Annotated in this window: 8 protein-coding genes and 1 pseudogene; 7 read left to right on the top strand and 2 right to left on the bottom strand. The window is 46.8% G+C overall.

The features are described 5' to 3' along the window. Positions 1 to 29 precede the first annotated feature (29 nt). The 6 genes and pseudogenes from NFHSH190041_RS01305 to NFHSH190041_RS01280 form a co-directional block, all read left to right on the top strand. Positions 30 to 939 (top strand): annotated as a pseudogene (locus tag NFHSH190041_RS01305) (IS3 family transposase); the annotation flags it as partial. A 781-nt stretch (positions 940 to 1,720) separates the two neighbouring features. Next, positions 1,721 to 3,277 carry an anti-phage dCTP deaminase gene (locus tag NFHSH190041_RS01300; RefSeq protein ID WP_261923530.1) on the top strand — a complete coding sequence of 519 codons (1,557 nt, stop codon included), beginning with the start codon at positions 1,721 to 1,723 and terminating at the stop codon, positions 3,275 to 3,277. Positions 3,278 to 3,739: 462 nt separating this feature from the next. After that, positions 3,740 to 4,282, top strand: a complete 543-nt coding sequence (locus NFHSH190041_RS01295) for a type II secretion system protein (RefSeq protein WP_261923529.1) — start codon at positions 3,740 to 3,742, stop codon at positions 4,280 to 4,282. A 241-nt stretch (positions 4,283 to 4,523) separates the two neighbouring features. Next, the gene (locus tag NFHSH190041_RS01290; RefSeq protein WP_261923528.1) at positions 4,524 to 5,924 is read left to right on the top strand and encodes an isochorismate synthase MenF; all 1,401 of its coding nucleotides are present in this window, start codon (positions 4,524 to 4,526) and stop codon (positions 5,922 to 5,924) included. 237 nt (positions 5,925 to 6,161) lie between these two features. Beyond that, positions 6,162 to 6,821, top strand: coding sequence for a 7-cyano-7-deazaguanine/7-aminomethyl-7-deazaguanine transporter (locus NFHSH190041_RS01285; protein ID WP_261923527.1), 660 nt, complete (start codon positions 6,162 to 6,164; stop codon positions 6,819 to 6,821). Between the two features lie 9 nt (positions 6,822 to 6,830). After that, the gene (locus NFHSH190041_RS01280) at positions 6,831 to 7,286 is read left to right on the top strand and encodes a GNAT family N-acetyltransferase (RefSeq protein ID WP_261923526.1); all 456 of its coding nucleotides are present in this window, start codon (positions 6,831 to 6,833) and stop codon (positions 7,284 to 7,286) included. A 796-nt stretch (positions 7,287 to 8,082) separates the two neighbouring features. Here the strand turns inward: NFHSH190041_RS01280 and NFHSH190041_RS01275 are convergent. Beyond that, positions 8,083 to 10,218, bottom strand: a complete 2,136-nt coding sequence (locus NFHSH190041_RS01275; RefSeq protein WP_261923525.1) for a HAMP domain-containing sensor histidine kinase — start codon at positions 10,216 to 10,218, stop codon at positions 8,083 to 8,085. A gap of 2 nt (positions 10,219 to 10,220) precedes the next feature. Beyond that, positions 10,221 to 11,603, bottom strand: a complete 1,383-nt coding sequence (locus NFHSH190041_RS01270) for a sigma-54-dependent transcriptional regulator (RefSeq protein WP_261923524.1) — start codon at positions 11,601 to 11,603, stop codon at positions 10,221 to 10,223. 265 nt (positions 11,604 to 11,868) lie between these two features. On the opposite strand from NFHSH190041_RS01270, the gene NFHSH190041_RS01265 reads away from it, so the two are divergent. After that, the gene (locus tag NFHSH190041_RS01265) at positions 11,869 to 12,696 is read left to right on the top strand and encodes a substrate-binding domain-containing protein (protein ID WP_261923523.1); all 828 of its coding nucleotides are present in this window, start codon (positions 11,869 to 11,871) and stop codon (positions 12,694 to 12,696) included. Positions 12,697 to 12,698 lie beyond the last annotated feature (2 nt).

Below are 12,698 nucleotides of genomic sequence, written 5' to 3'. Positions count from 1 at the left end.
ATGGCAGCATGACAAGATTAGGTGACAAGATAGCAAAGAAAAAAGGCCCGAATTTCAGTCCGGAATTCAGACTGGAAACAGCTCAACTGGTACTCGACCAAGGGTATACACATAAAGAAGCAGCCGAAGCAATGGGTGTTGGATATTCAACGCTTGGTAAATGGGTACGGCAACTGCGTGAGGAACGTGCAGGTAAGGCCCCTAAAGCTACGCCAATGACGCCTGAGCAGCGGGAAATTTACGAACTGAAAAAGCAAGTTGAACGCCTTAAGTTAGAAAAGGAAATTTTAAAAAAGGCTTCTGCTCTGTTGATGTCGGACTCCATGAAATACTTTCGTTAATCGAGAGGCTGAGTCAGAGCAATAAGCGCCGCTATTCGATTAGCCATTTGTGCACGGTACTGGATGTCCACCGCAGCACATTTAAATACTGGCAGCAGCGTGACAAACGCCCATCACCTGAAGCTGTCAGGCTACGTACTTAGTGCGTGAAGCATACCGTCTCAGTGGTGGTTCTGCCGGAGCTAGAACTATTTCTGACATCATCACGAATGACGAGTCCCATAACATCACACTGAGCCGTTACCGTGCAGGCAGGTTGATGAAAGCCCTGAATCTGTTCAGTCGCCAGTTACCGAAACATGCATATCGGAAAGCAACACAGGAGCACCTTACTATTCCGAACATACTCAACAGGCAGTTTGCCGCCACTGCGCCGAATCAGATCTGGTATGGCGATGTTAGCTTTATCTGGCCGGGTAACCGCTGGGCTTATCTCGTGGTGGTGATAGATCTGTTTGCCCGTAAACCTATTGGCTGGGCAATGAGTTTGTCGCCGGACAGCAATCTCACCTGCCAGGCACTAACAATGGCATTTGAGTATCGGGGACAACCAAAGAATGTGATGTTTCATAGAGATCAGGGTTGTCACTACACAGCGGTAACCAAACCGAGGCCGTTCGAAGGCGAGTTCTTTGATATCTTCAAGACATCCTGCATTATATGCGCATCCTTGCACTTGTCATCGACAGTCAGTATTTTGGTTAAGAATGACTTTAAGCGCTCCCGCATCCAACATCGACGCCGCCAGCAACTTCTTCAGGCGTGGATTTTCTTCTGTCCGCTTCTTCTAATGCTTTCAGACATCGGGCATCGGAAATGTTATACTTGCGACAGAGTTCTTTGAACAGGAACGCCAGCTTCTGCCGCTTTGAGAATGGTAACGCTCTGCTGTTCGTTGAATCGCTTTTTCATGCTCATCTTCCTCATTAGTTGATGAACATTACTAACGTTGTCGGTGGATTAGAAAGCGGGGGCAGGTTAGTCTGCATATCGAAAGTTCTTTGGTTTAGCTTCAAAGATTTTAGTTTTAAGAACCATCTTAGTTTGTCTCTGCTAAACTAAAAATGATACTTTGTTTAAGAAATCTCATGTATAGCATGTTGAAAGCAGGGAATGTCTGTGTATAATTTACACGTTTTTTTTTCAAGGTGGAAAGTATGGGTGTCGTAAGCTTAATGTCGCACAGCGCAGTAAAGACAAACAAAGAATCCTCTCAAAGAGGTCGAGAGTCTGCATCTGTACACTCTTTGAACGCGAAGAAAAAAGCGATCGCATTTGAAACAGCTAAGAAAAATATGAAACTAGCAGCGCAACAACTTGATTGGTAATACCCATCTTTTTCATACTAGTACCTGTCTACTTTAATAACAGGTACTGCAATGTCCGTACAAACACAAACAGTCGTCGAAATCCCTACTTCGGCAAACTCCGAAGCTTCAAATAGTGCTTATAAAAACTCCTTAGAAGCTATCCGCTCAAGACACTCTCAAGAATTGATTATCGGCCTATGTGGAGCGATTGGAGCTGGTGTCAAAAGACTCAAGACAGCTGTAATTAAAGAGTTAAAACAAGCCAACTATCACGTCGAGCATATACGCCTAAGTGAGCTAATAGCTAACACTCAAAGTGATCCAGATAGCATACTTACCCTTGAAGGCTTTGAGCGCTATAACACTCTACAAAACTTGGGTGACAAACTCAGAAAAAATAATTCAAACACAACTGTCGCAGAAATGGGGATAAGAAGAGTTGGCCTCATCAGAAATACATTGTTTGGAAATGGTGAAGAAAGTGGGAAAGCAGTGAAAGTAACCAAAAAGGTTGCTTATGTAGTCGATCAAATTAAACACCACGAAGAAGTTGAGCTATTTAAAGAGGTGTACAGAAACAACTTTTATCTGATAGGACTTCTACGAACTCAAAGTGAGCGAGAGAAAAATCTCAAAGAAGAAGGCATATCAAACCCAGCTGATGTAACAAATCTGCTCGAAAGAGATAGAAACAGTAACGACAAGCATGGCCAACATGTAGAAAAAGCCATCCAAATGGCTGACTATTTTATTCGCAACCTCGACGAAACTGAACAGCTAAACTTGTCTATAAAGCGCTTTATTAACCTTATTCATGGTGTTGGAAATATAACTCCTAAACGAGATGAGAAAGGACTGTATGCCGCCTACTCTTCGTCTCTCGCCTCCGCATGTCTATCTAGACAAGTCGGCGCGGCCATAATGGACAATATGGGGCAGATAATCGCTACGGGGTGTAACGATGTGCCAAAATATAGGGGCGGCTTATACGATGCAGATAGTGAGAAAGACAAAAGATGCTATAACAAAACAGGCTGCCAGAACGACAAGCATAAACTTCTACTAAAAAGTCAAATAAAAAAGATTTTAAAAGATGAGGGTATTGATAACCCTGATGGCATTGCTGATAAAATATTTAATAATTCAAAAGCTAAGTCTCTGATAGAGTACTCACGTGCAATACACGCAGAGATGGATGCTATCATATCTCTCGCTCGTCGCTCGGGCTCTAACTCTGTAGGCAAGACTCTTTACTGTACAACATACCCTTGCCATAACTGTGCTAGGCATATAGTTGCGGCAGGTATTGATCGAGTTGTTTATATTGAGCCTTATGAAAAAAGCCTAGCAATGGATCTGCATGATGATGCTATATGTCACGTAGACAATAAGTCTGAAGACAAACTCTTACTTCAAAATTTTGAGGGTGTATCTCCAAATAGATACGCCGAATTCTTTATCTACAATAAAAATAGAAAGGATAAGGAAGGTAATATAATTACCTATGAACTACCCACATCAAGCCACGTAGATCCCCATCAACTTGATTGCTATGTCGATTATGAAATAAAAGTTGCTGAGTTTGCTGATAAAACTGTTGGGGAAGACAACTACACCTCAGATTAAAAACAATGGATTAGCGTGGTTTTAAAAGATTTCTCTAGGATTTATCAAAAAGGCTACATCACAGAAGAGTTTTCAGGCATTTGACGAAAATCAGGTGTGGTGATTGTCTGTTACCATGCGCTAGCTGGTATTCACGACCTAAGTAACACAACAATTTGCTAAACCCCCAATTAATTGGGTGAGTTACATTGTTAATGTTTATCCACAGCTTTCCTATCAGGTCACAGTGCTACATTCATACTGTGGCCTGACGTATAACCTATCATTCGATAATACCCAAACATAATGCTTATCAGGCACAAATGTTTATTTTATCAGCGATACTCCTGCCAAAAAAAATCAATTTCCATCTCAATACCCCATCATTTATCAACATAAAAAACCATGAGCGTTTGGCACTATGCTGATAAGCACCTATGTTTAATTGATATTTAATTAGACAAGCTACTACAGGAAAACACTATGCCCCAAGCCCGCGGTTTTACCTTAATTGAATTAGTGGTTGTCATCATTGTACTGGCTATTTTGGCAGTCACGGCAACAGCAAAGTTTGTTGATTTGGCCGATGAAGCCAATGAGGCCGTTGCAAAAGGCACCACCGGGGCCTTAGCTGAGGTAATTGAAAGAGCCCATCTTTTCTGGCAATTAAAAGGGATCGATGGGCAAATAGCTGACTTACCTGATTTGCTTGATGGCACAGTGAATTTTAATAATGCTGGTTATCCCATTGAAGCAGCAGATCTTAGCGGTAGTCAGACAAATACAATATTAGATCCAGTCAACGCCAACCGCTGTGCCCGGGTATGGAATGCTTTTCTCGATCATAATCCTGAATTAGATAGTAGTGGTGTTGGTGATAAACAGTATTACTACAACATCAACGATGGCGTATTCAGAGTTGAAGAACCCGTTTCTGGCACCTGTATTTACACCTTGATGGATGATAATGATATCCAAATCCGCTATAACACCAACAACGGCGAAGTCACCCTGACTGGCGTTTAACCCCATATAACACTTTCCCCACGACGACCGTGGGGAAAGTGCTTTTCTTTGTCGCAAACTGGGGCAATTGCCAACATTCTCATACGGTAATTTAACAATTTACGTGCAATCTCACAGCCAACACGGCATCTAGTTGACACCTGCTAGCAGGCAACCTTAACTTTAGGCAAAATATGTTTGTGTTCTTTTTCGGTAATACCATTCTTTTCGGTGTAATACCCCTAGTCTTCCGGAGCGTGATTTGTCTGCCCAATCCCTGTCATCGGCTGTTAACCAATTATTAGCACAGCTGAGTCAACTCCCCCCCCATGACCTAGCATCAATCTCCCCTAGCGGCGGAAGTACCTCCACCTCGCCCGGAGACAAAATTATCCAGCTTTGCTGCCAGGTAGATGCCATTCCCTTAATTTCTTGGCTCTCATCCCAAGATCAATACCCTCGGCTGTATTGGCAAGGGCGAGACAAAGTAGAAGAAGTCGCCGCTATCGGCTGCGCGAAAGATTTTCAGTTTGATGATGATATTGATGATGGCCAACTCGCTTCTATCTATCAGCAACAACGCAGCCTTTCAGACAACCATAATATCCGTTATTACGGTGGCGTCGCTTTTGATCGCAGTATCGCCAGTTGGCCTGAATTTGGCCGTGCCCGTTTTATCCTGCCGCGCATTGAACTGCGCCGCAGTCAAAATCAGTTAACCCTGTATGTGAACCTCAACCTAGCTGACAGCAACTTAGTTGATGAGTGCCGTGCAGCCAGTCAAGCACTGACATTATTACAGCCCCCTCGGCCACTGCAGCCACCACACAAAGTGGGATTAACGGCCCGTTACGATACCCCAGCCTATGCCCGATGGGAGGAGCTGGTCAATCAAGTAACGGATGCCGATTTCAATCAAAAAGTGCCTAAAGTGGTGCTGTCACGTTTATCACAACTGGAGGTGAATGAAGCAGTCGATCCTTGGCTGGTGCTGGCGTGTTGGCAGGGGCGAAATCAAAACAGCTTTCAGTTTGGCTTTCAATTCAGCCCTAGCAGAGCCTTTATCTCTTGCTCACCTGAGCGATTGTTCCGCCGCCGGGAACGGGAACTGCTGACTGAGGCCCTAGCCGGAACCACCGTGCGCGGGTTAAATCAGGAAGAAGATCAGGCGCTGGCACAACAACTGCTAGATGACAGCAAAAACAGCCATGAAAACCAACTGGTTCGTGAGCATATCGTCGACATGCTCACGCCCCTTAGCACTGAAGTCAGCGCCGATGCTAACCCCAGAGTGTTTAAACTGACACATATTCAACACCTGCACCGCACCATTCAGGCGGCACTGAAAAACGATATTAATGATTTTCAGCTGCTACAAGCGCTGCACCCCACTCCGGCGGTTGGTGGCCTGCCACGGGAGGAAGCCATGGCATTTATTCGCCAGCAGGAAGGCTATATGCGCGGCTGGTACGCAGGTGCCTGTGGTTATCTCAATCACAGTGAAAGTGAATTTTCCGTAGCGATCCGCAGCGCACTGTTTGAGCCGGGACGGATCAATCTCTACGCTGGTGCCGGTATTGTGTCAGGATCAGATCCCCGGGCAGAGTGGCAGGAGCTGGAAAATAAACTGGCCACCATTATCTCGATCCTTATCGATTTCTAATCTTATCCTCAACGCGGCCTGAAGCGAAAAATCGGGCCGCGTTTTCCCCAAATATCCCTGCTAAAACACGGCTAAAGGATTGCATTTAGTCAACATCTCCCTATAATGTGCCGCCCGGACAAACCGGTTAATTAATGGTCAGTTATCACAGTCCTTAAATACATTGCGGGTTCCCTCACCCCGCCCGATCCACTTTCCCAATCGCGATTGCTAACGGGACACTAAAAAGGTCACAAGATGTTAATGCTTTCTAACACGCAACACCGCCGTGCCATCATATTATTGGCCGCATTTCATATCCTGATTATCAGCGCCAGTAACTATCTGGTGCAGCTACCATTTCAGATTTTCGGTTTTCATACCACCTGGGGAGCATTCAGCTTTCCATTTGTTTATCTCGCAACCGATCTAACAGTGCGAATCTTTGGCCAACATGCCGCCCGGCGCATTATTTTCCGCGCCATGATCCCCGCACTAGTGATCTCTTATGTTATTGGGGTGCTGTTCCATAACGGTCAGTTTCAGGGCAGTGAAGCGCTGCACCATTTCAACACCTTTGTATTCCGTATTGCACTGGCTAGCTTTGCCGCTTATCTGGTTGGCCAACTGATGGATATTACTGTATTTGCTCGTATCCGCCGTGAATGTGCTTGGTGGGTTGCACCAACAGCATCCACTTTGGTGGGTAATCTGGTGGATACACTTGTGTTTTTCAGTATTGCTTTTTATGCCTCAACAGATGCCTTTATGGCACAAAACTGGCCTGAAATTGCCACGGTGGATTACAGCTTCAAGCTGATGGTCAGCCTGGGACTTTTCCTGCCCGCTTATGGCCTGTTGCTGAAAGTATTGCAGGATAGAATTTTGCACGTGACGCAAGAGCGACGTTTAATTTAAGGAATATTTATGTACGCCACGCATATTGAAACCATTTCCCACACTAGCCCTGATCAATGGCACGTTGTCATGCAGCTGTATCAACAACTGCCGGAATTTGATAACCGTCATCAATTGTCCGATCTGAGCAACACGCTGCAGCATAAATCCCACTTGCTGCAGCTGGGTTATATCGCAGGAGAATTGGCCGGTTTCAAATTGGGATATGCTCTCAACGATCAGATTTTCTATAGCTGGTTAGGTGGCGTACTGCCAGATTACCGTAATCTGGGATTGGCCAAACACATGCTGCAACAGCAGGAGCAATGGGCTAAAACTCAGGGATATCAAGTAATGCAGGTCAAGAGCAGTAACCGTTTTCGGGCGATGCTGACCATGCTGATCAGCCGTGGCTATCATATTACCGCCTTAGCAGAGCATAGCAATATCGCCGATCATCAGCTTACCTTGCAAAAACCGCTGTAACGGATCTCTCGGCGCTAAGGGCAAATAAATAGCTCACCACAGAAAAAAAGCTTGCACATATTAATGAGAATCAATATCATTCGAGTGCGTTCCAAGAAACATACTCATCACTCACTAGTATGTCTCTGTTTTTTAGTTGATGTTCCCAGTCCCCGACAGGCTGGATAGCGCAACGACAATGCTCACACTTATTCTGGCCGGAGTATCCTCTACTCCGGCATTTTTTTATCTATACTTCCCCAGGATCTGCCAGCCAAGCACATTGTTATCTCCCGCTCCGCGATAGCCTGAGAGCAAAATGACACTGCGGCCAGTATACAACTACCCAGTTACAGGTTAAGTAGAAACTGAGAGCGATAAAGAGGCGCCGTTAAGCAAACAGAGAGCCTGACTCCCATCTCATCATAATCGCTACAGCTCAGGTAATTAAAGGGATAAGAGGGACAAAGCGCTGGCATCTAAACCAACGACACGATAAGAAAATCGATTAGCTGCGTTCACTGCACTGACATAATCCACGCACTAATTCTGCGCCGCAAAACAAAGCGGGTAAAACCGTACAAGAAAACATTCAAAAAACACTTGCAATCAATAATGAGAACTATTATCGTTAAGTGGCGTTCCGGAGCTAACCCTGCATAGGTAAAGCTTCTTTCATTTTGTTAAGCACGACAATGCTCACACTCTTCTGGCCGGGAAATTCCATTTTCCCGGCATTTTTTTATCGACTGATAGCAGTAAAACAATACACTGCTAACACCGGCCAGCATCAACCTATGCGCTGATGTCAGCCTCATTAGGCTTTCGCCGACGGGGTAAAATGCAGCCCATCATAAACACCATCAGCAGGCTCTCTGGCTTCATGGTACAAACGAATAGTGAACACAGTGCCTTCGCCCACAGTAGAATCGACTTCAATCATGCCACCAATTCGTTTGATAATGCCGTAGCTGAGGGATAACCCTAGTCCAGTACCATCCTTGCGGGTCGTATAGAAGGGATCAAAAATCCGACTCAGTGACTCTGGCGGGATCCCCCGGCCTTCATCTTCCACCTCAATCTGCACCCCCAGCAATTCGCCGTCAGTGTTATTATCCCGGTACCAATCTTTGGTGCGGATCCAAATCTGGCCATTACCGGCCATTGCATGGGCGGCATTGATCACCAGGTTAATCAAGACCTGCAATAGCTGCGGCCGATTTACCTGCACCGGGTAACTGGCATTGAGTTCAGTATTTAATACCACTTCCTGCTGCTTAATGGAGTGACGCACCAATACCAGCATCTCTTCAATAATCGGAGTGATTTGATGCATTTCCAACGGAGCATTGAATTCTCCCGGACGGCTGTACTGCAACAAACTGCGAATGATGGTGCTGATGCGACCCACCTGCTGAATAATCAGTTTAATTTCTTCTTCCACCACCTGAGCATTGTCACCCAGCTCATAGCGCAACAGCTCCATATTACCGAGGATCACTGCGGTCGGGTTATTAATTTCATGGGCAATACCAGCAGTTAACTCACCTAAAGCTGTGAGTTTTTCATTGATCACCATCTGCTGACGGGTTTCATTCAGTAATTGCACATTCTGCTGCAGCTCCCGAGTTCTTTCCTTCAGGCTACGGGTGCGCTCTTCCACTTTCATTTCCAGCTGCTCTGCAGCCGCTTGGATCTGGGTATTTCGCAGCTGAAGCTGATCCAGCATGCGGTCAAACTGCTCCGCGAGGTGAGTCAGTTCATTATCCCGCTCCAACCCTAGGGAGCCGATGCGCAGATTCCGCCCAGCTTGCACCCCTTTGACCACATGGTGAATACGTTCAATCGGCTGCAATAAACTGTAAGCGCCCCGATAAACCAACAGGCCGGAGACAAACAGCACCAACATCAAAATCGTACCCAGCTCAATAATGTTCAGCAGGTAGTTATGCACAAATGGCGACTCGGAAAAACCGGTATAGATCATCCCAATGCGTTTACCGCGAATATCCGTCAGCGGGGCATAAGCGGAAATAAACCAGTCATCAAACACAAAAGCCCGATCAACCCAGGTTTTTCCTTCCACCAGCACATCATCACGCACATCTTCTGACACCAAGCTGCCTAACGCCCGCCCACGGTCTTCGCCTTCTTTCGGGAAAAAGTGCAGTGGCACATTAGTGCTGATGCGGACATTGTCCAAAAAGATAGTCACAGTACCGATAGAGCGCTCCGGCAATGTGCCTCGGTCGTAGACCAGATTACGAATGGTATCGACGATATGGGTATTACGGTTAAACAAAATCCCACCATCCAAATACCAGGATACTTCCCCTTTGGCATTGGGAATAGGTAACAGAGTGCGGCTTAACATCCCGTCGGTTTCAAACTGTTTTTTCGGTGGTTGGGCACGCAGTGTTGCCATCAGCGGGATACGGGCTTTTTCCGCCAACATAGGATTGATCCGCGCCAATTGCCGCTCATTCAGCACCATCAGTCCGGAATAGGCTTGCTGACCTTGGATCTTTGACTGCATCAATCGCAGATCCGGATCGGCCTGCACATCCTCAACACTGATCAGCCGCAAAAAATCTAAATGCAGTTGCTGCTTACGAAATACCAGACAGGTATTGATCGCATCGGTGCGCCGTTCCAAGCCATTAATTATCGGCCGGAAACGCTGCTGAAAAACATAAGAATTCACCACATTTTCCAGCTCTTCCTCCTGCCTTGCCTGATTAGCCTGCAGGGTATTGTTGGCAACGGCCAGATCGGCCTTTACCTTCATAAATAGCTGGTTACCTGTGTAGCTGATATTCCAGTAAATGGTGATAAATACCAGACTGACCAAGGTCAGCAAAATCGGCAGCAGGGTCAGGATCAGAATGCGATAGCGCACTTTGGCTTTCACATTCTGGTAGCTGACACCGAAAATCTGTTCAAACAGCGACACTGTCAGGCCTCTTCACCACTGTCCGGATCGAACCACTCTTTGTATTTTCTATCCAGGGTCTTACGTGAAACCCCCAGATCCCGGGCCGCTGCAGATTTATTGCCACCGTGGGCATCAACCACTTTCATCACGTGGCTTTTTTCCACTTCTTTCAGCGGCCAATCCAGCGGATAACCATTGTCGCATTCCGCTTCCACCTTGGCGGGGTGCTTCCAGTATTCTGCCGGAGGCTTACCCAGCAAGATGCAACGCTCGATCATATTGCGCAGCTCGCGGATATTACCAGGCCACTCATACTGCTGTAGTTTCAGCAGATCTTCATGGCTCCACACCACCTCTTTAACCCCCAACTCTGCGGCCAGCTGCAAAGTGAAATAATGAGTCAGCTCGACAATATCTTCGGGGCGATCCCGCAGCGGCGGGATAACAATATCTAAAACGTTCAAACGGTAGAACAGATCCTGGCGGAAATTGCCAGCCTCCACCTCTTCGGCCAGCTTACGGTTAGTGGCAGCGATCACCCGCACATCAATGGCCACTTCTTTTTCACTGCCCACTGGCCGAATGGCACGCTGCTCCAATACCCGCAGCAAGGCGGTTTGCATCTTCAGCGGCATTTCACCAATTTCATCAAGGAAAATGGTGCCACCCGAAGCAAAGCTAAATAGGCCTTCCCGATTGCCCTTAGCACCGGTAAATGCGCCCGCTGTGTGGCCAAATAATTCACTTTCCAACAATTCAGGAGCGATAGCACCACAGTTAACCGGCACAAAAGGTCCCTGACGGCCACTGAGCTGATGTAGCTGTCTGGCCACCAGCTCTTTACCTGTGCCAGACTCCCCTTGGATAAGCACCACGGCATTGGTGGGGGCCACCCGCTCGATAATATGTTTCACTTCCATCATGGCGTCGCTGTTACCTATGATGGTGCCGGAATAACCACTGGACACCTCACGGCGCAGCATCAGATTTTCCCGTTTTAACAGCCGGCGTTCAATACAGCGGTCAACCGCTTTCATCATCTGCTCCAGATGAAACGGCTTCATAATGAAATCCGACGCCCCGGCTCGCAGCGCTTCAATCGCCACTTCCATATCGGCATAGCCGGTCATAAAGATGATGTCAGAGCGGCGTTCCTGATCATCGAGCGCCTCATGCCATTCAATACCGCTGCGGCCCGGCAAGCGGATATCCACAATCAGTAGATCAAAATGACAGCGGCTGCGCAGCTGCTCCGCTTCTTCCACACTGCCAGCCGTTTCCACCAAGGCAAATTTCTTGGCCAACGCCTTACTGAGAAAGCTGCGCATTCCCGGCTCATCATCAACAATCAGCACAGATACAGCGGAAGGAAGGGGTTTGATCGGTTTTTCTGTTTGGCTCATCTCATCATCTTCTGGACATTTTGACTCAATTTTAGGCTAGTCTAACATTGTTGTTGAGGTGGTAGGTCACTATGAACCAAAGATCTTGCTGTCTGGGACAATTTGTCTGCGATTTAATGTCGCAATGTGGGATTTACGTCACAGATTGTGACTCTACTTTCCGCGAAAACAGTCGTCTCTGCATTGGCATTCTCTTTGCTATTGCTGGCAACCCTAATATGAATTTTCCCGCTATTTTTCATCCCGCACGGCGGAAGGAGTAAAAATGTTTAAGTTCAAGCGTCTTATCAACATCGCGTTGAGCGCTGCGTTATTGGCCTCTTTAGGCACGGTATTCCCAGCCCTGGCCAACAGCGATATCATCAAATTAGCCACCACCACCAGTACAGAAAACTCTGGGCTACTGGGTTATCTGCTGCCTAAATTTGAAAAAGAAACCGGTTATCAGGTGCAGGTTATTGCGACAGGTACGGGTAAGGCCCTGAAACTGGCCCGCCAAGGAGATGTGGATGTTGTTATGACCCACGCACCAGCAGCGGAAGCGAAATTTGTTGCCGAAGGTTATGGCTGGATGCCACGCGGCATTATGGAAAACGATTTTGTTATTCTGGGCCCAATCAATGACCCAGCGCATATCCGTGACAGTAAGAGCGCGGCGGCAGCCTTTAAAGCTATCTCTAAATCCGGCCTGCCATTTATCTCCCGTGGTGATAATTCCGGCACTCATATGAAAGAAATGGCTATCTGGCAAAAAGCCGCCATTGCCCCTGAGTTTTCCGGTTACACCTCAGTAGGTCAAGGCATGGGTAAAACCTTGCAGATGGCCAATGAAATGCAGGGCTACACCCTGTCTGACCGTGGCACTTACGTCGCTTACAAAAACAAACTGAATCTGGCGGTGGACTATGATGGTGGTAAAACACTGGCTAACCCTTACCAGATTATTCTGATCAATCCGAAAAAATATCCTGATCTGAACCACAAAGGGGCTCGCGCCTTAAGTGACTGGCTGATCAGCCCTCAAGCTCAGAAAATGATCAACAACTACCGCGTGAATGGCGAACAACTGTTTAAAGCCACTTACGGCAAATAAAC

The sequence above is a fragment of the Shewanella sp. NFH-SH190041 genome (assembly GCF_024363255.1).
Lineage (GTDB): Bacteria > Pseudomonadota > Gammaproteobacteria > Enterobacterales > Shewanellaceae > Shewanella.
This window is presented reverse-complemented; position numbering and strand designations above follow the sequence as displayed.

Coding starts and splice junctions, on each gene's coding strand:
- NFHSH190041_RS01265 (WP_261923523.1), top strand. CDS start 11,869: ATGTTTAAGTTCAAGCGTCTTATCAACATCGCGTTGAGCGCTGCGTTA.
- NFHSH190041_RS01270 (WP_261923524.1), bottom strand. CDS start 11,603: ATGAGCCAAACAGAAAAACCGATCAAACCCCTTCCTTCCGCTGTATCT.
- NFHSH190041_RS01280 (WP_261923526.1), top strand. CDS start 6,831: ATGTACGCCACGCATATTGAAACCATTTCCCACACTAGCCCTGATCAA.
- NFHSH190041_RS01295 (WP_261923529.1), top strand. CDS start 3,740: ATGCCCCAAGCCCGCGGTTTTACCTTAATTGAATTAGTGGTTGTCATC.
- NFHSH190041_RS01285 (WP_261923527.1), top strand. CDS start 6,162: ATGTTAATGCTTTCTAACACGCAACACCGCCGTGCCATCATATTATTG.
- NFHSH190041_RS01300 (WP_261923530.1), top strand. CDS start 1,721: ATGTCCGTACAAACACAAACAGTCGTCGAAATCCCTACTTCGGCAAAC.